The organism is Clostridium sp. MCC328, assembly GCF_018785465.1.
Lineage (GTDB): Bacteria > Bacillota > Clostridia > Lachnospirales > Lachnospiraceae > Pilosibacter > Pilosibacter fragilis.
This window is the reverse complement of sequence record NZ_WQPW01000018.1, coordinates 82,476-104,102: the sequence shown is the minus strand read 5'-3', so window position 1 is coordinate 104,102 and position 21,627 is coordinate 82,476. Positions and strand designations below refer to the sequence as shown.

The 21,627-nt window shown below is 47.9% G+C and carries 17 protein-coding genes; 1 reads left to right on the top strand and 16 read right to left on the bottom strand.

What is annotated here, in order from left to right; all coding sequences use genetic code 11:
• Position 1: 1 nt before the first annotated feature.
• The 13 genes from feoB to GPK83_RS03605 form a co-directional block, all read right to left on the bottom strand.
• On the bottom strand, positions 2 to 1,999 hold the full coding sequence (feoB, locus tag GPK83_RS03665; protein WP_215704034.1) for a ferrous iron transport protein B: 1,998 nt from the start codon (positions 1,997 to 1,999) through the stop codon (positions 2 to 4).
• Positions 1,996 to 2,226 carry a FeoA family protein gene (locus GPK83_RS03660; protein WP_215704033.1) on the bottom strand — a complete coding sequence of 77 codons (231 nt, stop codon included), beginning with the start codon at positions 2,224 to 2,226 and terminating at the stop codon, positions 1,996 to 1,998. Before GPK83_RS03660 ends, feoB begins: the two co-directional genes overlap by 4 nt.
• A 140-nt stretch (positions 2,227 to 2,366) precedes the next feature.
• Entirely contained in the window at positions 2,367 to 4,358 is a 1,992-nt protein-coding gene (gene uvrB, locus GPK83_RS03655) for an excinuclease ABC subunit UvrB (protein WP_215704032.1), read from the bottom strand.
• Positions 4,359 to 4,568: 210 nt separating this feature from the next.
• Positions 4,569 to 5,768, bottom strand: coding sequence for an adenosylmethionine--8-amino-7-oxononanoate transaminase (bioA, locus tag GPK83_RS03650; RefSeq protein ID WP_215704075.1), 1,200 nt, complete (start codon positions 5,766 to 5,768; stop codon positions 4,569 to 4,571).
• Positions 5,769 to 5,892: 124 nt separating this feature from the next.
• Positions 5,893 to 6,588 carry a dethiobiotin synthase gene (bioD, locus tag GPK83_RS03645; RefSeq protein WP_015553611.1) on the bottom strand — a complete coding sequence of 232 codons (696 nt, stop codon included), beginning with the start codon at positions 6,586 to 6,588 and terminating at the stop codon, positions 5,893 to 5,895.
• 3 nt (positions 6,589 to 6,591) lie between these two features.
• Positions 6,592 to 7,140, bottom strand: coding sequence for a biotin transporter BioY (locus GPK83_RS03640; protein ID WP_215704074.1), 549 nt, complete (start codon positions 7,138 to 7,140; stop codon positions 6,592 to 6,594).
• Positions 7,141 to 7,425: 285 nt separating this feature from the next.
• Entirely contained in the window at positions 7,426 to 7,926 is a 501-nt protein-coding gene (locus GPK83_RS03635; protein ID WP_117484645.1) for an N-acetyltransferase, read from the bottom strand.
• A gap of 79 nt (positions 7,927 to 8,005) precedes the next feature.
• Positions 8,006 to 9,184 carry an AI-2E family transporter gene (locus GPK83_RS03630; RefSeq protein ID WP_215704031.1) on the bottom strand — a complete coding sequence of 393 codons (1,179 nt, stop codon included), beginning with the start codon at positions 9,182 to 9,184 and terminating at the stop codon, positions 8,006 to 8,008.
• 59 nt (positions 9,185 to 9,243) lie between these two features.
• Complete coding sequence (locus GPK83_RS03625) at positions 9,244 to 12,192, bottom strand: HsdR family type I site-specific deoxyribonuclease (RefSeq protein WP_215704030.1); 2,949 nt, start codon at positions 12,190 to 12,192, stop codon at positions 9,244 to 9,246.
• Between the two features lie 2 nt (positions 12,193 to 12,194).
• Entirely contained in the window at positions 12,195 to 13,412 is a 1,218-nt protein-coding gene (locus GPK83_RS03620) for a restriction endonuclease subunit S (protein ID WP_215704029.1), read from the bottom strand.
• Positions 13,413 to 13,414: 2 nt separating this feature from the next.
• Positions 13,415 to 15,010, bottom strand: a complete 1,596-nt coding sequence (locus tag GPK83_RS03615) for a type I restriction-modification system subunit M (protein ID WP_117470770.1) — start codon at positions 15,008 to 15,010, stop codon at positions 13,415 to 13,417.
• Between the two features lie 3 nt (positions 15,011 to 15,013).
• A complete protein-coding gene (locus GPK83_RS03610; RefSeq protein ID WP_215704028.1) occupies positions 15,014 to 15,538 on the bottom strand; it encodes a hypothetical protein in 525 nt (174 codons plus the stop codon).
• A gap of 211 nt (positions 15,539 to 15,749) precedes the next feature.
• Positions 15,750 to 16,550, bottom strand: a complete 801-nt coding sequence (locus tag GPK83_RS03605; protein ID WP_215704027.1) for an RluA family pseudouridine synthase — start codon at positions 16,548 to 16,550, stop codon at positions 15,750 to 15,752.
• A 276-nt stretch (positions 16,551 to 16,826) separates the two neighbouring features.
• On the opposite strand from GPK83_RS03605, the gene GPK83_RS03600 reads away from it, so the two are divergent.
• A complete protein-coding gene (locus tag GPK83_RS03600) occupies positions 16,827 to 17,483 on the top strand; it encodes a hemolysin III family protein (protein ID WP_117470767.1) in 657 nt (218 codons plus the stop codon).
• Positions 17,484 to 17,551: 68 nt separating this feature from the next.
• On the opposite strand, the gene GPK83_RS03595 is transcribed toward GPK83_RS03600, so the two are convergent.
• From GPK83_RS03595 to GPK83_RS03585, 3 genes are all read right to left on the bottom strand, one after another.
• On the bottom strand, positions 17,552 to 19,138 hold the full coding sequence (locus GPK83_RS03595; RefSeq protein ID WP_215704026.1) for a serine hydrolase: 1,587 nt from the start codon (positions 19,136 to 19,138) through the stop codon (positions 17,552 to 17,554).
• Between the two features lie 153 nt (positions 19,139 to 19,291).
• On the bottom strand, positions 19,292 to 19,555 hold the full coding sequence (locus GPK83_RS03590; RefSeq protein WP_215704025.1) for a GIY-YIG nuclease family protein: 264 nt from the start codon (positions 19,553 to 19,555) through the stop codon (positions 19,292 to 19,294).
• 442 nt (positions 19,556 to 19,997) lie between these two features.
• Positions 19,998 to 21,554 carry an SPOCS domain-containing protein gene (locus tag GPK83_RS03585; protein ID WP_252196226.1) on the bottom strand — a complete coding sequence of 519 codons (1,557 nt, stop codon included), beginning with the start codon at positions 21,552 to 21,554 and terminating at the stop codon, positions 19,998 to 20,000.
• Between the last annotated feature and the right edge of the window lie 73 nt (positions 21,555 to 21,627).

Here is a 21,627-nt window from a genome sequence, read left to right as displayed (position 1 = left end):
ATCAGAACAGGCGACTTCCGATCTGGAATACAAGAAATGCCGCCGACCAGGCAAGCACAAGCTGGAACATGACCATCCCCAGTGTCCATCTCCAGGACTGTGTTTCCCTCTTGATCGTCGCGATCGTCGCAATACACGGTGTATAGAGAAGGCAGAATACCATGAGCGCATAAGCGTTCACTGCTGTGAATCCTGTTCCCCCAAGGATTCCTGAGAGTTCCGCCATTCCCGCTGCAGAATTGATATTGCCGATCCCATAAAGAACAGACATACTCGAAACAACGACCTCCTTTGCGGAGATTCCGGAGATCAATGCTACCGCGATCTGCCAGCTTCCAAGACCAACCGGCTTTAGTACCGGCACAAGGATCTGTCCGAATTTTGCCGCAAAGCTGTCCGCCACATCAGAAATAAATCCCGCCGGTCCAACATTCATGACAAACCACAGGATGATCGATGCCAGAAAGATCGTTGTCCCCGCCTTTGTCAGGTAATCTTTTATTTTTTCCCAGACATAGATCGCCACAGTTCTGAGATTCGGAATCTTATATTCCGGAAGTTCGATCAAAAGAGCATTCTCAGTTTTATCGTCTGTCGTTCTATGTACGATAAGCGCGATGAGGATCGCCATGGCAACCCCCACCAGATAAAGGGAATATGCCACTAACATTGCCGATTTCGGGAAGAACATATCCGCCAGCAAAACATAGATCGTAAGTCTCGCTGAGCAGGACATAAACGGCGTGATAAGGATCGTCTTCAAGCGGTCTCTCTGATTCTCCAGCGCCCTGGTCGCCATGACCGCGGGAACTGTACAGCCAAATCCCAGCAGCATCGGCAGAAACGCACGGCCGGAAAGTCCGACCATCCCCATAGTCTCATTCATGACATAGGCGACTCTTGCCATGTACCCGCTGTCCTCCAGGAACGCAAGCGCAAGGAAAAGGATAAAGATGTTTGGAAGAAATGTCAGGATTCCACCAACTCCCGCCAACGCACCATCAACGACCAGGGAGATCACCCAGTCGGAAGCTCCCGCTGAATGAAGCCCGGACAAAACACCGAGCGACAGCAGTTCCAGTCCCTGTTCAAAGTATCCTTTCAGAAAATCCCCGACTGTGAATGTCAGGAAAAAGACTAATGCCATAATTCCAAAGAACGCTGGAATTCCAAGGATCGGATGAGTCAGGATCTTATCCACCTGATCTGTCATATGTGATTTTTCTTCTTTATTAAACAGACATTCCTTGATTACCGATTCCACGTAATCGTATTTTTCATTGATAATCTCTTTTTCGAAGCTTCTCGGCACGATCTGTTTCAGTTCGACCGGATGGTCCTTCAGGACTTCCTTGTCATATTCGAGCATCTTGATCGCATGCCAGCGCAGATTTGTGAGATCCGGATACTTCTCCCGCAGAAGGTCTTCTACCCGCTGGATCCGATCCTCGATCTCCCTGTCATAGTGGACGATCACGCCCTGGGGACCTTCCTCATAATGATGTACCACAGCGTGCATCAGCACGTCAAGTCCTGTGCGCTTTCTCGCGGAGACTGGAACCACAGGGATCCCGCCAAGCATCTCAGGAAGTCTGTGAAGGTCAATCTCCATTCCACGCTCTTCAATGATATCCATCATATTGAGAGCCAGAATGACTGGTTTCTTTAATTCTAAAAGCTGCATCGTCAGATAAAGGTTCCTCTCCAGAGATGATGCATCTACAACGTTGACAATTACGTCCACGCCATCTTCTTCAATGCACCTTCTTGTGACGAGTTCCTCCATTGTATATGAAGTAAGACTGTAGATTCCAGGCGTATCGATCACACGGATCTTCCGCCCTTTATAGCTCGTCTCTCCTTCCATCCGCTCGACCGTAACGCCGGGCCAGTTTGCGACCTTTAATTTTGCTCCCGTAAATGCATTGAACAGCGTAGTCTTTCCACAGTTCGGATTTCCTACAAAACATACCGTGATCGGTCTCTCTCCTGTGCTCATGATGCCGCCTCCTCTTTTACCTCAATTCCACCGGTAATTCTTTTTCCCAGTGCAAGGCGGGTTCCACGGACTTTGATGATCATGGTTCCGCTGTTTTTCTTATTCATCACAAGAAGAGGCGTATTCTCATTTACCCCCAGCGCCTCTAAACGCCGGTTAATTGCCTCATCCACATGGACTGACTTGACCTGATATGTCGCGCCAATATTTCCTTCATATAGTTTCATCCTGTGTCCATCCTTCATTATCATAATTGACAGAGCCGACTCTGTCATCTGGAAATATTGTATTCTTGTTGAGAATAATTGTCAATAAGTGTATCCTGGCACATTCGTCCGCCTGGTGCGGGCAGTAGTTACCAATCATCTTAATTTTTCTCCAGTTCCAGCAGCATCTGCTTCACTTCCTTCATCCGGTCACGCAGCTTTGCGGCCTCTTCGAAATTCAGTTCTGCTGCCGCCTGGCGCATCTTCTTTGTGAGTTCCTTTGCAAGCTTCTCCAGTTCCCTTGCGTCCATGGATTCCGGATCTTTCCTGAACTCTTCTTCGCCGGCACTGGCAGCCTTGGAGATTGCGATCAGATCACGGACCGCTTTCTTTATGGTCTGCGGAGTGATTCCGTGCTCCTCATTGTACTTCTGCTGGATCTCACGTCGGCGGTTCGTCTCGTCGATGGCGGCCCGCATGGAATCAGTAATGGAATCCGCATACATGATCACATGGCCTTCGGCGTTTCGCGCGGCACGTCCGATCGTCTGGATCAAGGATGTCTCCGAACGGAGGAATCCTTCCTTATCCGCATCCAGGATTGCCACAAGTGTGATCTCCGGGATATCGAGTCCCTCTCTGAGGAGGTTGATTCCCACAAGAACATCAAAGACATCCAGACGCATATCGCGGATGATCTCGGCGCGCTCCAATGTGTCGATATCCGAGTGCAGATATTTTACGCGGATCCCGGCTTCCCTGATATAATCCGTAAGATCTTCCGCCATACGCTTTGTAAGCGTTGTGATCAGGATCTTGTTGTGTTTTTCTACTTCTTTATTGATCTCTCCCACAAGATCATCGATCTGTCCCTCCACTGGTCGCACGGAGATCTCCGGATCAAGAAGTCCTGTCGGGCGGATGATCTGCTCCGCGCGGAGAAGTTCATGGTCCGCCTCATAAGTGGACGGGGTTGCGGACACGAACATCATCTGATTGATATGGGTCTCAAACTCCTCAAAATTCAATGGGCGGTTATCCAGGGCAGACGGCAGGCGGAATCCATAATCCACCAGTGTCTTCTTTCTCGACCGGTCACCGAAATACATGCCGCGGACCTGCGGAAGCGTGATATGAGACTCGTCCACGATGATCAGGAAATCATCAGGGAAATAGTCGAGCAGCGTACACGGCGGCTGTCCCGGTGCAGATCCCACAAGATGACGGGAATAGTTCTCGATTCCCGAACAGAAGCCTGTCTCTCTCATCATCTCCACATCAAAATTTGTCCGTTCCGCGATTCTCTGTGCCTCCAGAAGCTTGTCCTCACTCTTAAAAAAGGTTACCTGTTCTTTCATTTCCGCAAGGATATTTTCCGTTGCCCGCATCATCTTTTCTTTCGGTACAACATAGTGGGACGCCGGGAAGATCGCCACATGTTCCAGCTGCGCTTTCACCTCTCCGGTCAGCGCCTCGATCTCCATGATCCTGTCCACCTCGTCCCCGAAGAACTCGATCCGGTACGCCTCGCTTCCAGAATAAGCCGGAAATACTTCCAGCACATCACCTCTTACCCGGAAGCTTCCGCGCTTGAAATCCATCTCATTTCTCGTGTACTGGATGTCGATCAGCTTATGGATCACCTCATCCCTGTCCTTCTCCATTCCCGGGCGCAGGGAGATCACCATGTTCTTATAATCGATCGGGCTTCCTAAGCCGTAAATACAGGACACGGAGGCCACGATGATCACATCATTCCGCTCCGACAGTGCCGCCGTCGCAGAGTGGCGCAGCTTATCGATCTCATCGTTGATCGCGGAATCCTTCTCAATATAGGTATCCGTAGACGGCACATACGCCTCCGGCTGATAGTAATCATAATAGGAGACAAAGTATTCCACCGCATTGTTCGGGAAAAACTCTTTCATCTCCGAATAAAGCTGCGCCGCCAACGTCTTATTGTGAGCGATCACCAACGTCGGCTTATTCAGCTGCTGGATCACATTCGCCATCGTAAACGTCTTACCGGATCCGGTTACGCCCAGCAGCGTCTCAAACTGATTCCCCTCTTTAAATCCCTTTACCAGCTGCTCGATCGCCTGCGGCTGATCTCCGGTGGGCTGGTATTCTGATACTAATTCAAAATGATCCATATGATTTCTCCTGACCTATCCATGATATTATTAGAAGCAGTGCAAAGATCCCAACGGCGAAGCCGATCCGGAATATCTCTCTGCCTCAGGCTATGAATGTACGGAATCGTTTCATTCTTAGTATATTACCTGTCCAGTATAGCATTCAAACTAAAAAAAGTACAGAACAAATCGAATGTTTGTTCTGTACTGTATTTACTGTCCGCATTCCTACCTCGCAAACCAATCTTTCATACACTGAAGCACCTGCACCAGCTCGTCCTCCTGGATCACATACGGCACCATTGCGTAGAGGTAATTTAAGAACGGACGGCTGAACACGCCTCTCTTGTAGGCATACTCCTGATATCCTTTCAATACGGCAGGATCGTAGACTTCGACGCAGACGCAGCCGCCCATAATCCGGACTTCGCGGATCCTGGGATCTGTGAAGCCCTCCATCTCGCGGCGGGTCACAGCTTCGATCCTTTTGATCTTTTCCATGTAGTTCTGGGTCTCGAACAGTTCGATCGATGCCAGGGCCGCGCTGCACGCCAGCGCATTTCCCATGAATGTCGGTCCATGCATCAGGGCATGTTCCGGAACATCATCGTAGAAGCCCTCAAATACTTTCCGGTTTGCCACGGTGGCAGCATGACCGATATATCCGCCTGTCAGTGCCTTTCCGAGAACCAGAATATCCGGGAGGACCAGATCCGCCACGAAACGATTGCCGGTCCGGCCAAATCCAGTCGCCACCTCATCGAAGACCAGAAGGACACCGTATTGGTCACAAAGCTCTCTCGCCTTCTTTAAGAAGGAAACGTCATACATCCGCATGCCGCCCGCCCCCTGTAAAAGCGGTTCCACCAGCACACAGTTCAGTCTGTCATGATACTTTTCAAAGGCCTCTTCCAGGGCCGTGATCTCCGTCGGAATATGGACCACATACGGGCTTGCCCCGTAAGCTTTCAGCACGAAATGGTAATCCTCATCGTCTCCCGCTTCCATCGTCTTAAAGGTGTCGCCGTGGTAGGCATGCTCCAGGGCCAGGATCATGGTCCGCTTCTCATCTCCCCGGTTCATATAATACTGCAGCGCCATTTTTAACGCCACTTCCACCGCCACACTGCCGGAATCGGAAAAGAAGCAGTAATCCAGATCCCCCGGCAGCCAGGACGCCAGTTTCTCCGACAGCTTTCTCGCCGGTTCATGAGTCAGCCCGCCCAGCATGACATGGGAAAACTTCTCCACCTGGGAGATGATCGCCTGGTTGATCACCGGGTGCTTATATCCGTGGATCACGCTCCACCAGGATGAGACCGAATCGATCATCTTCTGATCTTTCGTATAGAGATATACCCCGTTCGCGTCCACGATCTCGTAGGGCGCCTTCATTGTTTTTAACTGTTCATATGGATACCAGATCATCGTTTTCTTCTCCTTCATCTTAACATGGACTCCCCGGTCCCTTTCCTGCCCCGCTGCTGCGGGTGGGATTCCCGGGAGTACGTCAGCACTTATCGCTTCCTATATAACCTCGGCATATTCACGGTCATTTTTCCGCAGTCTCATACAGCGCTTTCAAATCCTCCGCGTCCATGGAAAGTTCCGTGTCACCGTCCGCCACACAGGCAACCACAGGAACTCCTGTATAATACTCGCACATTTTCCGGTTGTCCTCATGGAGCACATCTCCCTGCTTATAGTGATTGAAAATGATCCCCTTCAACGGGATTCCCTGCTCTTTGAGGTAGTACGCGGTCAGCGCCACACCGTTGATCGTGCCGAGTCCCGCGTCCGCGATCATCAGACACCCAAGGCCGCAGGCTTTGACTACCTCCGGCAGGCGGATATCCGTCTCATCAAAGCAGAGCGGACAGAGGATTCCACCGCTTCCCTCCATCGTCACGTACTCGTACTCCTCACAGACCTTCTGAAATCCCGCCAACACAGTCTCCATCTGGACCGGATTTCCTTCGATCCGTGATGCCAGGTGCGGGGAGACAGCTGTCTCGTAGACATATGGACACATTTCCTCAAGGGACTGGCGGATTCCGGACATGTTTTTTACCTGGAGCGCGTCCCCCGGGATCAGGCTGCCATCCGGCCGTCTCTCATTGCCGCTCATGGCAGCCTTATAGTAGGCCGCGTCCGCGCCGCTCTCCCGAAGTTTTTTCACGATCAATCCCGTCACATACGTTTTTCCAACATCCGTTCCCGTTCCTGTAATAAAAATATTTCTGCTCATTCCCTATCCCAGTCTCCCTTCTTTGATCATCGGGATCATCCGTTTTCCGATGACTGCCGCCAGAATGCACAGTGCAATATCTCCCGGAACCGCCAGTAAAAAGCAGTATAAAAACAACGGCCAAAGACCGATCGGCGTATTTATGACGAAATTGCTGATCACATAATAGTAAACCATTCCAAATGCATACACGATAAAGAGTCCAATGAAATCTGCCGCCAGCAGGCGTCTGTAACCAGGACGGCTCTTCTCATTCGCGATCCGTCCTGTCACATAGGCTGCCACAGCGAATCCGATGATGTAGCCGAAGCTCGGCTGAAAGATATAGCCCGGTCCACCGCCCTGGGTGAAGATCGGAAGTCCCACAAGTCCCAGAACAATATAAACCACGACCGCCAGCGCCCCGTTCACAGGACCCAGCAGCAGCCCCGCCAGCATCGTAAATAAAAACTGAAGTGTAAACGGAACCACCGGAACAGGAACTTTGATAAATGCCCCTACCGCGATCAATGCCACAAACATTGCGCACAGCACAAGGTCTTTCGTTTTCATATGTTTCAAAATTATTTCCTCCTGAATTTTCTGGTTGCTCAAGAAATCTGAAGCATTTCCCTTTTCCTGTACATGCGCATCACTCTTCCGTTCTTTCCATACCTTCTGAAACAGCGGCTGCTGTCTTCAGAACCCGGGTGGTATTGCAAAGATGGACTTGTAGGAGCATAACATAGAATTTTCGCATTGTCAACCTTCTATATTTATTCAGTTAACAATTATCTGTACAAAAAAGACACCTCCTAAACCAGATGGTCTATTCGGTGTCTTTCATCTGCATCATGATTACCTGCCCCACTCAAACGCAATCCGCGGCGTTCCGTCCGGGACATAGATAATTCCGCATCTCTCAAATCCCTGTTTTTCAAGCGCTCTCTGCATGACCTTGTTGTTTTCGTGGGTGTCGATCCGGATGTGGGATATCTTCGACTTGGCGAAGTCCATGATCCGGCCCAGGATGTTGTGGACCGTACCGTCGCTTGCGACGCGGTGGACGGCGGCGTACGGGGTGTCTGCCTTCCAGGCGCCCTGCTCGATCACAGCGTAGCATGGGTCAGCGCCGATGATGAAGGCGAAGGCGGCATGGATCACGCCGTTTTCTTCCAGAACATATAAATTTCCTGCCTCGATGTCCCCCGGGAGCAGATGCTCCGGGGCGTCCTCGCCGTCCCACTGGCTGAAGTTCCCATGGTCACGCATGAACTGGCGGGCAGCGGCGTAGATCCCGTGGATCCGTGGGAGATCAGCTGGGGATGCTTTTCTTATTGTGAAGTTATCTTCTGTCATAGATGTTCTCCTCTTTTACGGGTAAACTGATTGCTGTTCCCATTGTATCATAGTGTTTTTCACAAGACAATCTGTCTTTTCAGCTCCCCTGTTCCTCATACATCCGCACCAGATCCCCGATCAGCAGCACTCCCACCGGTCCCAGGATCAGCCCCGACAATCCAAACAATTTAAGTCCCACATACATGGATACCAGCGATCCCAGCGGAGAAAGCCCCACCTGCTTCCCCATCAGTCTCGCCTCTGAGATCTGACGCAGAAAGTAGCAGACCACATAGATGCCGAAGATCACCGCAGCTTTTTTCCACGCCTTCTGAAACAGCAGCGCGACTCCCCACGGAATCAGCACAGTCCCGGCCCCCAATACCGGCAGTGCGTCCAGGATCCCGATCCCGCAGCCAAACAAAAACGAATAGGGATTTCCGATCACTGCCAGTCCGAAGATACACACGGCACTTGTTAGGAACAGAATAAACGCCTGGGTCTTCAGCCACGCGCTCACCACGGATGCGATCCGCTCTCCCACTACGAGAAATTCCCGCCGGAATGCGGACCTGCTCCGCTTTTCCCTGATGTCATCCATCTCCTGCAGTGTCAGGAGTACTGCGACAAAATAGATAAAGAAAAGGATGATCCCGGCGACTGCCACGCGGAGCGCAGACACGGAGCGGTCCATGAGCACTGGCATCGTGGAGTTCTTAAACATCTGCCGGACCTCTTCCACTGCTCTCCCCGCAAGCTCCACCAGCGCGTCCGCCTTAAGCCCCATCTTCTGCTCCAGGAGGCGACAGGTATCCGTAAGCCGCAGATCAAGGGCGGAAAGCCAGTCCGGAAATCTCCGGATAAAAAGCCCCGTCTGGCTCACCGCCATGCTGCCGCCCGCGTAGAGGAGTCCGAAAACAAGGCATGACATCACCAGAAGTTCGATCCCGCCGACAAGCGACACCGGCAGATGGTGCATCTCCCCCCGAAACGGCACCGCAATGCGGTTCGAGAGGAACCTGACCGACGGACGCAGAAATAGCGCCGTCCCATACGCACATAAAAAGGGAACCACGAGGGGTAAAAGATAACGAAACGCTCCGTATACCGCACCCGTGATTCCCAGGATCAGTAGAAATTTCTTCAGTTTTTTCTCAGGACTTACCATGGAATCACCCGTTTTCTGATTTGTACTTCCTTTGTACTGCTCATAGTATGGGCGGAAATTCCCGCGATATGCGCGCCTCGGGACGATTCCATAATCTGTTTTTTCCATGGTTCTTAGCAGAACATGATCATTTACAAGCCTCGACCTTTGAATCTAAAGATATTTACCTAATTCAATAAGGGCTGTACATTATTCATCAGCTCATTTTTAAACTCTTCTATCAGGCTCTTTCGGAATTTAAATTTTGACATAGGTGCTTCTGTTTGGCTCTTATATGCTGCATAGTCTGCCTTTTCTTTCATATTTGTTTCATTTGCCAATTCACCGTCCCGGAAATTGAATACCTCATATTTTACTTCTTCTGGATCTAAAAACCATTTTCTGGAAAAAGTTTCCACTTCACGTTCAATAGCTTCCTGCCTCATCTGATTAACAATCATAGAAATATCCTGACCAATATATTTGCTCTTATCAGCCTCAATTTCATCTACGATCGTACCTAGCAGATCGCTGAGCTTTTGATTTGTCTTAGCGAACTCCTCGATCAATTCCCGAATAGTTTTCAAATCTTCCTTGAAATTCGATTCTTTGTAATTATCCTGTTTAGGATCCAATGACTCAATAAAACCCTGCAACAATTCAAGAATATACTCAAAATCCACCTGCAGCTTATGATAAGCAATCAGATCATAATCATCCATAACTGGCTCTTCTCCATCTGGAGTATCTTTTTCATTTCGAAACTCTTCCATCACATTCTTATACATAGCTGCATAGTTTTCATATTCCTGTTCCGAAAAATCATATTCCTTTAATATGGATTCTTCGTAGTTTGAAAATGCCTTTAAATGTGCAAAGTCATGATCTAAAGACCGGAACATATGAATAAATGATCTTTTCTGTTTTCTGGATAACGCAGCAATGTCTTTCGGTGTCTTTGCCAGCGCGTGAATCGCCTGCACAGATATTGAAAACTCCTGCTTTACTTTATCCCAGTCTTCAGATACAGCAGTGCTATATCCACCTTTGGAATAAAGTGTCAGCGCTGCATTGATTGCGTTTCTAAATGCTTCCGGCTCCTGGAACGTAACAACCTGACCATACATTTTCTTGTCATCCAGTAACCGATTGGTCCTTGAGAATGCCTGGATAAGATTCTGATATTTCATAGGCGGACGATCAATGAACAGAGTAGATAAGCATGGAGCATCAAAGCCAGTCAGGAGACGATCCACCACAATTACAAGGTCCAACTGCTGATCCCGATTTAAATATCGTTTTTCTTTTCTGGCTAATCGCTCATTCAAGTTTTTATTATATGCCTGGATCATCTGCAGTTTATAACTTGTCCCAAACATCCGATAATAATCATCCAGAGACTGTTCCATTTCCACCTGGTTTACGTGGGATTTCTCATCATTTTCTGATATCGAATACGTGATCGCAACTTTTGGAAAATCCGGATAAGCCTTTGTAATTTCATCAGAAATCTTAAGTTCATCCTTTCCTGCTTTGATATCACAAATCATTTTATAATATTTCTGCGCTCTCTCAATCGAATCTACCGTGAGAAACGCTTCATAAGTTTTTCCCTTGCCATTCTGCAGTCCAAATTTAACCTCGGAACGATTCAAAATAACATCCAGCACTTTTCTCATGTGTGTTTCTGATTCATATGCAGCCGGATCTACTTCACTTTTCGCCCCTATTGTTTCTACCATAAAACCAAGCACTGCGGAGTCATGGATCGCCTCTTTAATGGTATAACTATGCAGACACTCTCCATACATTTCCTCTGTTGTCTGAGGCAGATCTCCCTTCAATTCATATTTATTCTCATCGAATATAGGTGTTCCGGTAAATCCATACCATAAAGAATGGCTGAAAAAGCGCTCAATCAAACGCTTCGTTTCCGGAGTGACTGCGCGGTGACATTCGTCCACAACAAAGGCAACCCGCAGATTCCGGATTTTCTGATAGTTCTTGTCATCTTCTTTCAACCGGCGGTTGATCATAATCTGCAGTTTCTGTCTGGTTGTTACAATCATATGGCGCTTACCGTCCGTTAAACGCTCAATCAACTTTCCAACATGCTCCGTATCATCTACGTCAATGGTATCCTGAACAGCATAAGACTGGAATTCCATGGTTGTCTGGGTGTCCAGATCTTTTCGGTCAATCAAAAAAATTGTCTTTTCAATGGATGGAATATCCATTAATAGATTTCTGGTGGCCTTATAGGAAGTCATCGTCTTTCCAGACCCCGTCGTATGCCAAATATAGCCCGACTTTCCCTGCTTCGATGCCTCACGCATAGCGCAGATCGCATGAATCTGATACGGTCGTAAAATCAGAAGTTTCTTTTTCTCATTATCCAGAATCGTATATTTTGTTACCATCTCATGCGCCTGCGGAATCCGTAAAACAGCTTTGCAAAATTCAATGTAATCACAAACTGGCTGATTCTCTTTATCGATCCAACCTGTGATGAATTTCTTATTCAGCTCTATGTCTCTTGCCGCAGCGAAATATTTTGTATCTACTGCATTGCTGACAACAAACATCTGTACATTAGAAAATAAACCACGGAACTTTCCTTCCGCTATATATTTTTTGATCTGACGATATCCATCCATATAAGAATGCTCTTTATTTTTCAACTCAATATGGATCATTGGAATTCCATTTATAAGAAGTGTCACATCAAATCTACGATTTCGGCTGTCAACCTGCCCTTCTGACGAGAAGACCTGATACTGGTTAATCACCTCATAAACACTGGTTCCGCCCGCAATATGCTCATTGTTCATCACCTGCAGGTGGATAGATTCGTTCCCTCTCTGAATATGTATATAGACCTGTCCATTTTCTCCAACCAGCCATTTCCCTGCATCGTAAAATGATGCATGGGAAACGTCATTCTTAATCTTGGCAAATTCCGACTCACTAAGCGGTGTATTATCCAGCTTAGCTTTATTGTTCTGTTCCAGGATATACTTAAAATTCTCCCAAAGCTGATCCTCCGTCTTAATGTCCGGGCGATACGTCCATTGGGATTCTTCCCGGCAGAGTTGATCAATCAACCTACGCTCAATAATGGATTCTAATTCCGGCATACTCAACCTTCTTTCTTTGGAAACATGTTTTGCAGCATGTACTTTTTAAGTTCTAAGAGTTCATCACGCTTACGCTGATGAAGGGTGATGATGTGGTCGAGATTTTCAAAATATGTCGCTATCTTTACTTGCTCATCTTTGGACGGGAACGAAACTTCTATATTTTTCAATTTTTCAAAATAAAGATTAGTTACACTTCCACCCTCAACTCTCATCGCAAATTCATTCCGCAAAGTAGCATTAAACATCGTAGCCGTGAACAATGGATTGTTGTCGGTATTAAAAACTGAAATCATTTCACCAATCGCTACATTCGGCATAGAAAGCCATGTACAGTGATTATAGTCCATCGGATCCTCACCTACTCGTGGAATCAATACTTCTGTACCTTTACTAAATCTAAGGTTATCAGGTGGCATATTTGTGTATGAATAAACTTTATCTATTTTTGCTCCAAATTTTGTATAAAGTTCCCCATATCTTATACACGGAATGGTTGCATCTTCTGTTACTGACCACTTTGGGCAGCTTCTCCCATAATAAAAAGTTCCCCAATCATCCAACTTACGCTGTTCCCAAAGATCAGTAAATCCTTCAAATCGAATTTCTGGAACCTTTTCCCCGTTCGCTGGAAACATTTTTTGCAGCATATACTTCTTTAATGCTGCCATATTATCATACTCTTGCTGATGACGGCTGATGAGGTTGTCTATTTTCGAAAAATAAGAGCCAACTTTTTTCTGCTCTTCATATGATGGAAATAATCCAACCATATTTTTAAACTTTTTCAATGACAAAACATGCTGTCCAGTTCCCTCAGAATTTATTTTAATTTGATCTTCCAAACCATAATTTAATCTGCGTAGCAGGAAATCTGAATCTACCCCCTTTGGTTTAAATACTGGGTAAAAATAGCTTATTATCCCCATATCCGCAACATCATTACGGTTAAATACAAATACATCATTATCACTTCTACTTCGAAAAGCAAAATATCCCCGCGGAATTATAAAATATCCTACGTTTCCGTTTTGACTTACTCGATCTCCTGAAAAATAATCGTCTTGTAATACGATTCCTTTTTGCTGAGATGAAGTTAAAACAGGATATTGATCTTCGACCGTCGTTTTTTCGACATAATCTTCGACAACCGCCCCCAGCTTGCGTTGTTCCCAATCGTCTGTATATCCCTTAAACCGGATATTTGGTGTATTTCCCATGTCTACATCTCCTCAAACACACGAATAAATGCTTCAACGTCTTCCTTGGTTTCCGAAGTTTTAAAAGTCAGGTTTTTCATCATTTCCAGTAATTCTTTGTTTCCATCTTTAATTGCTCTATCTGTATCCTGGATCTTTACGGTTAGATCTTTTAAACTGATTTCCGGCTCTTCTTCTGTTGTATCTACATAGCGCGGAATATTCAAATTAAAGTCATTCTTTTCAATATCCTCATAAGAAGCCAGATACGCTTCTTTTTCTACCGGTTTACGATTTTTATACAGCTCCAGTACATGTCCAATGTGTTCTTCTGTCATAACATTCTGTTTCTTTTCTTTTACAAAAAGATTCGAAGCATCAATGAAAAGCACATCCCGTCCATCCCTGTGCTTTTTTAACACAATAATACAGGTCGGAATAGATGTATTATAAAACATATTGGACGGTAGACCAATAACTGCATAAATGGATCCGTTCTTTAATAAAATTTCACGAATTCTGCCTTCTGCTCCGCCCCTGAACAATACCCCATGCGGCAGTACGATTGCCATCGTTCCGCTCTGTTTTAAATGATAAAATCCATGCAGTAAGAACGCATAATCTGCTTTTGACTTCGGTGCCAGATTACCGCCATAATCCATAAAACGTTCATCCTGTTTAAATCCCTCCGCTGCAGACCAATTTGCAGAATACGGCGGATTCATGGTTACCACATCAAATTCTGTTTCTTCATCTGTCGGCCAGTCTGCATCCAGTGTGTCTCCATTTCTCAAATGCTGATTTTCCGGATGTACTCCATGAAGAAACATATTCATTCTAGCCAGATTATACGTAGATGGCATTAGTTCCTGACCGTAATACTTTATATAATCCGGTTCCTTTGAGTAGTTTCTGCAACTTAACATTAAAGAGGCGGATCCCATACATGGGTCATATACCTGCAGGCCTTTTTTCTCTTCCTGTCCCATCATAGCAATACGACAAAGAATTTGCGCCGGTCCATGTGGAGTGTAAAATTCCCCCGCCTTCTTTCCTGTTTCAGAAGCAAACTGACCGATCAGATATTCATATGCATTTCCAAGAACATCTCCTTCCGTATGGATCAGATCTGCGCCCTCCAGAACACGAAGCAAGTCTGCTATCGTTGCACTCTGTTTCTGATCTCCAGTTCCAAGGCGGTTAGAATACAAATCTACATCTGCAAATAATCCCTCAAACAGCGGATCAGACTCCTGTACGCGGTTAAAAGCGGTCTGTAATTTTTCTCTCTTGAAACAATTATTCTTTACATCACTTAAAATATGGGTAAACGTCATTGTCGGTTCCAATGTATAATGCAACGATTCCTTCAACTCCGCCAGTAAATCTCCTGCATCATCACTGGAAAATGCTTCTTCATATGCCCTCTGCGCCTCTTCCAGTTTTTCCGGCACTTCATCCATTAACAGATCATACGCTTTCGACAGGTAGGAATCTGACAGATACTTGTAAAATACCAATCCTAAAAGATATGTTTTATATTCATTTGCATCCATTTTTCCGCGAAGCACATCCGCACCGTTCCATAAAACCTGCAGTAAATCCTTACTTGTTGTCATACTTTAATTCTCCTCATATTTTCTAATCATTGCTAACGTCATATCCATTACATTTTCTGCCTGCTGTATAATTAAATCCCGTTGAATAATTGCTTTTCGATAAAGTTCTCCAACAATGTGTTGTTGCTCAATTCCCAGAAGCGGCATGGTCAATCCCCCGATACTCTGAATTGTAAGTTTTTTTACACTCAAGGTATTACCTTGATAATACCTTACAACCTGTTCTTCAATCTCTCGTCCTTCATTAAACTGGTAGCAAAAGTACCACGGATCCAGGGTGTCTGAATCAAATGAACATTTTAAGAAATTAGACGTGATACACAAATTTTCTGTTTCTTTTGATACCGGAGCCGCCTTTGATTTAATCATGCTTATAATGCACTCCGAAGCTTCTTTGCTCTGATTTATACTGTGCAAATCCTTCTCAAAATCTTCCGGAGTATAAATCGCATTTCCCGAATTTTTTAAGCGTGTCACATTTTTTCCCAAAGCAAATTGAACCAATTCTTCTAGTTTTAAATGTTTCATCTTGCTCCTTCCTTTGTACTTTAGCTAAATTACAATTATATAATAGTATTTCTTTTGGGTTTTGTCAATATGTAATTTAGTTAAATTACAAAAAGAGTCATATAAAGCATGACTCTTTTGCACTACTGTATTTCTAGAACAAGGCCTCCCTTGTTCTCATTTCCACAGTTGCCAATGTCACAACCTGCAGCCGAAAACAGCCCCACCAGGATCAAACTTGAAACAACTGAAATTCCCCTCCGACCGGTTCTATCTCAAACGTCATTTCTTTCTTCGTCACCGGATGAAAAAAAATCAGCGATGAAGCGCAGAGTGCGATCGACTCTCTTCCACTTCCCATATTTCCTGCTGTTCTGATACCCGGCATATTTCTATTTCCTGCTGCCTTCATGGTTCCCTGGTCTGCATTCTCTTTCTTATCAAGTTTGGCAGTTCCCACAGGCACTCCATATTTCATATCCCCATACAGCGGCGTCCCATGATGCGCCATCTGTACACGGATCTGGTGATGGCGTCCGGTCTTCAGCGCAACTCTCACCAGACTCAGTTCCGTCCCCGGCATCCCGGCAGCTTCCCCGTCGATGGTTTTTAAGACTTCGTAGGACAGCTCCGCCTTCTTCGCGCCGGTTATCCCCTTATCCACAACCTGTGAATAATTCCCGTCCGGTGTTTTCACCATATAATCCACATAGTTATCCACCATATTCACAGGTCTTCCGTGGACAACTGCTGTGTAGATTTTTTTCATCTTATGGTTCTGAACCTGCTCACTTAAAGCCGCTGCCGCCCGTTTCATTTTCGCGTACACCATCACGCCGGACACAGGCTTGTCCAGTCTGTGGATAACTCCCACATAAGGTTCCTTCCCCGGTGTGCATGATTTGTTGATAACCAGGTGTTTTTTCACCTCGCTGACCATATCCGGTGCGAACCGCTTCGCAGCCTGGGATTCCACGCCCGCAGGCTTTATGACCACCAGGATCTCGTCGTCCTCATATAATACTTTTAACATCAAAATATTTCCCCTTGCATATTTTTATCGTAAGTGGTATAGTATATTCAAACGCGATAAGTAGTTTTAAAAACTATGTGTCGCATTTTAAATATTCACTTTAACTTTGAAACCAGACCCTGCGTTCATTTGCTGCAATGATCTGAAATTTGTCCGCCACAACCTATTATCGCAGATCCATATCGGACTAATTCATTTCATACAGTCACGCACATTCTGATTTCCAATATTTTCCCTGTTCAACACAGGCTATCCCGCATGATTGGAGGAATGATTATGGAACTGAAAATAAAAGATCCCGGAAGCGCGCTGACTCACTTTATCGCAATGCTGACCGCAATGGTTGCCGCGACGCCGCTTTTAATCAAGGCCGCATCCGTCCCCGGAACCATGCACCTAAAGGCCCTGAGCGTCTTCATCGTCAGCATGATCCTGCTCTACGCCGCAAGCACGGTCTACCACACCTTCGACATTTCTGAGCATGTCAATAAGATCCTTCGGAAAATCGACCACATGATGATCTTCATCCTGATCGCCGGAACCTACACGCCGGTGTGCCTGATCGTCCTCGGAAATAAGTCCGGCTACCGGATGCTGTCCCTTGTCTGGGGCATCGCCATCGTAGGCATCATCATCAATGCCCTCTGGATCAACTGCCCGAAGTGGTTCTCCTCCGTGATCTACATCGCGATGGGCTGGGTATGCATCATGGCGATCCGCCAGATCGTTGCCGCTCTCACACCTGCCGCTTTCACATGGCTTCTCGCCGGCGGCATCATCTATACCATCGGCGGTGTGATCTATGCACTGAAATTACCGATCTTCAACTCAAAGCATAAAAATTTCGGCTCCCACGAGATCTTCCATCTCTTCGTCATGGGCGGAAGCTTCTGCCATTACATGATGATGTACGGATATGTGGCTGCCGCGTAAAACCAACTTCATTTCCAGTATATCAGAAAAGCGGCCTGATCACAATTGATCCAGCCGCTTTCTCTCTTCTATCTCTTCCGTCTCTCCTCGTTCCTCTTCCGCTTCTCTTCAAGCAGTCTGTTGAACTCGGCCTCAGCGTCGCCGCCTTCGGCCACGAGACGCTGTCTTCTCTTTTCGCGGCGAAGTGCTTCTGCTTCCGCCTCTTTCCTGTTGTTCTGGATCATGAACCAGATACCACCGCCGATCAGGGCTGCTGCCGCGAGGATTCCGATCACGATCAGGAGGATCTTCGCAGGGAATCCGGTCTTCACATCATTGCTGCCGGCCTGATTCGATGCGTTGTCCGCGTCACCTGCCGCCGTGGTCACATCTGTCTCGCCCATGGTCTCCGTCTCAGCCTCAGTGCTCTCGTCATCTGCTGACGGATCCGCAGCGTCTGTGCTCTTCTCGGACGTTTCTTCCGCTGCAGTGGTCTCGGCCCCTCCTGCTGCCTCAGCAGCCGCAAGTGCTTCCGCCCCCGCCTTCGTCATCAGGTACGCGGAACCGATCTTTCTCTCATTGTAAATGTAGTTGAGCACTCCGACCGTTCCCTCCGGCGCTCCGTCCGGAACTGCGCCGAGACTTAATTCCGCGTCCGCGAATGTTGCGTCCTTCGGAAGTGTGATCTTCTTTCCTGTCTGGATCGCCAGGTCGGACGGCGCATAGCTCGTCCCGTTTACATCCACCTGGTCCTCTCCGGTGACATATCTCGTCTCATTCTCCGCGATATCCACATTCTGGAACCGGTTCAGGCCAAACTGCAGCAACGATTTTCCATCAATGAAATACTGTCTCGGACTTCCCTTTAAGATGACGGATACAACACGCCTTCCGTCCTTCTCACCGTATGTAACAAGCGTGTTTCCTGCTTTTAAGAGATATCCGGTCTTTCCTGCCACTGCCTCCGGGCAGTAATACTCGCTGGAAGTGTCCTCCGTGATCACGAGACGGTGCTCATTCCGCACACTGGCCCCGTCCGGGATGTTCGTCGTCGGTCCCACCTTCCATGACTTCGCGGAGCTGATCTCCAGAAGCTTCGGGTTACTGTAGGCCGCAGCCGCGATCTTCGTCATATCGTACGCTGTAACCACCTGGTCATCGTTGTTGAGGCCCGACGGGTTCGCGAAATGGCTCTCCGTGCATCCAAGCTCCGCGATCTTCGCATTCATCATGTCCACAAAATCCGGAATACTGCCTGCCACATGTTCCGCCAGGGCGTTTGCCGCCTGGTTGACGGATGCAAGAAGCAGCGCGTAGAGGCAGTCCTCAACGGTCATGGTGTCTCCCGCCACAAGACTCAGCTTATTTCCGCTGTCCACCTCCACGGAGTTCATGGCCTTGTCCGAGTAAGTGACCGTGTCGGAAAGGTCCGCATGTTCCAGGACCACGAGGGCTGTGAGGATCTTTGTGATACTCGCCGGATAGTATTCCACATGGCTGTTCTGTCCGAAAAGCATCGTTCCGGTGTCCACGTCCATGACAGCTCCCGCCTCCGCCTCGATTCCCGTGTCGGATGGCCAGTCGGGTCTCGCGAAAGCCTGCATCGTTCCCAGCTGGGCAAACACGAGCACGCCGCAGAGCACCTTTGCCAGTTTCTTTTTAAAAGTACAAATCATAAATATTTTCTCCCTGTATTCCGTATCTGTTCGTTTTCCTTACAGATACTAGCAAAAATTCCTTCCAAGATTGAGGATTTTTGCTTTCTATATGATGTTTTCCAGCAGTCCGTGCAATAAATTCAAAGCTCCTCCGCATACTTATGAAGCTTTTCAGGAAATCGGCTTCTCAACTGGTCCATAAGCCACCAGTTCATCCTTCTGCTTCCGGGAAAGCCGTTTTACCTTCACTTCCCGGCTCATCGCCTCTTCCTTCGTCTCGAAAGTTTCATACCACACAAGACGCACCGGCCGCCTGGGCTTCGTGTACTTCGCCCCGCGCCCAGAATTGTGCGCCTTCACCCTTTTTTCCAGGTCGTTCGTCCATCCGCAGTAGAAGGTCCCGTCCGAACATTCCAGAAGATATGTGTAGTTCATGTTATTCTCCATTTCACGGCGATACCGGCACCCGCCTGTACCCTGCCCCGACATTCCCTGCTCTCTGACACTTTACATGTTATGTAAACGGCAATGGGACCATGGAATCCATCACCGTTCTCCGAAAGCCTGAGCCCGCGGAATCTATATGAAAGCATCGGGATGCCTTAGATGTGATTTTCTGTGGTACTGTTATTTTATGCCGCAGTTTTCAGAACGTTACAGGAGCATTCTTCTATTTCCGATTCTGGCATATTCCATAACATTCTGTCGCTCCCGACCAATGTCATTTTGCTGCGAGCAGAAAATCCCACTCATACCATTATATAAAATTTTCCCCGAATTGCAACCAGACATTCGGGGAAAATCACACATTGCCGCATTTTGCACTTGTTTTTCAATAAAAAGCAGCACCGGACAACAGTCACACGCGGAACCAGCTCTATCCCTGCACCGTTTTCACCAAAATCAGCCTGTCGCCCGGCCGGATCGTGCTGTCTGACAGGTGGTTTAGCTCCATGATCCGTTCTACGCTTGTGTGGAACATCCTGGCGATCTTCCAGAGACTGTCCCCCGGCTTCACCACATATCCGATGATCCCCGGCATTTTTTTGAGCCGCTCCGTATCCAAAGGTTCCTCCGCCACGCTCAGGACCGTCTGCTCGCAGACAGGCTTTAACACCAGCACATCCGCCGTGATCTGAGCCTTCACCTCCACGGCGTCCCCGCCTGCCATGACAGCTGTAAGCCCGGAGATCCCCGGTTCAATCTCATATACCACATCCTGCGTCAGACCATCCGCGGCTGCCATCAGATGGAACGGCAGCACCTCCGACGCTGCCCCCACAGGTGCCTGGTCATCCGCCGTCAGGTATAAAAGCCGGATCTCCAGGACCCCGTCCATGTGGATTCCGTCCTCCTTGATCTGGACCTCATCGATCTTCACGTCCCCGTCGCTATGGCATACCTGCAGGATCCGCTGCCTTCCGGTGAGCTGGACCTTCTCCTGGATCTTCGTCTTCACCTGGTTCCGCACTGCCAGCGTATCAAAGCACACCGTCCCTGTCTCCGGAACCGCCTCCCGGTCCAGGGCATAGAGGTCCCCGAGAAGCTCCACCTGCTCTTCCTCGTAGAGCCTGATGTCCAGTTCCATGACCGCGTCCACGGATATCTCCCGCATCTCCCCGTCGGAATCCGGCTGCAGTTCCATATCCCGGTGCACTAACTTCACCGTGATAAACGGGATCATGTCCTCCGCTGATTCTGTGAGCTCCACATCCCCGGAAAACGGCACAGTCTCCTCGAAACACTGCACCGGCATCTGCCCGCCGCCCGCAGAGTAGACTGCAAATACCAGAAGATCGCCGCTGATATGGATCTTCCCGTCGAGGGGCTTCGTCTCCACATCCTGAAGCCGCATATCCTGCCACAAAAGCGTCTCCGCGTCCGGGTCGTTTCCAGGGATCGTAAGGACTTCCCGCACCCGGAACGTGTCCCGCCGCCGAACGGCGATGGCAGCCACGGTCAGCGTCTTCTTCAATACCTCCACCTCACCGTCGAATTTCACGTCCGACGCCGTCTCCATGTCCCGGATCTCGTCCGCCTTGAGTTCCAGGGTCACTAACGCCTTGACATTCAGTTTTCTCGAGTTGATGAGGCTCACATTCAGGTCATCCAGCTCCCAGCCCGCCTGCACATAGTCATTCTCCGCAAGCCCCGGCATATGTACGGTCTCCGTAAACGGGATGCTGCCGGCAAGAGCTGTGAGTTCTCCGCCGGGCCGCCGGTACAGGATCCGGAATTCCAGTTTTCCACTGATCTCCGCCTTCTCGCCGGGGTTCTTCACCGACTCGATTTTTACCTCCCCGTTCTCCATGATCAGTTCTTCCACATCATCCATAGAATCCGGCACATTGAAATCGTCATCCAGGGTCATCTGGGACGTGACGTTCCCCCTGCGACGGTTCATGTGGATATGTTTCTTCAAAAGTTCCATCATAAAAACGCCACCATACCTTTCCAAAGCCATGCTTTAGGAAATTGTATGATGACAGTTATTATTTTATGCCCGT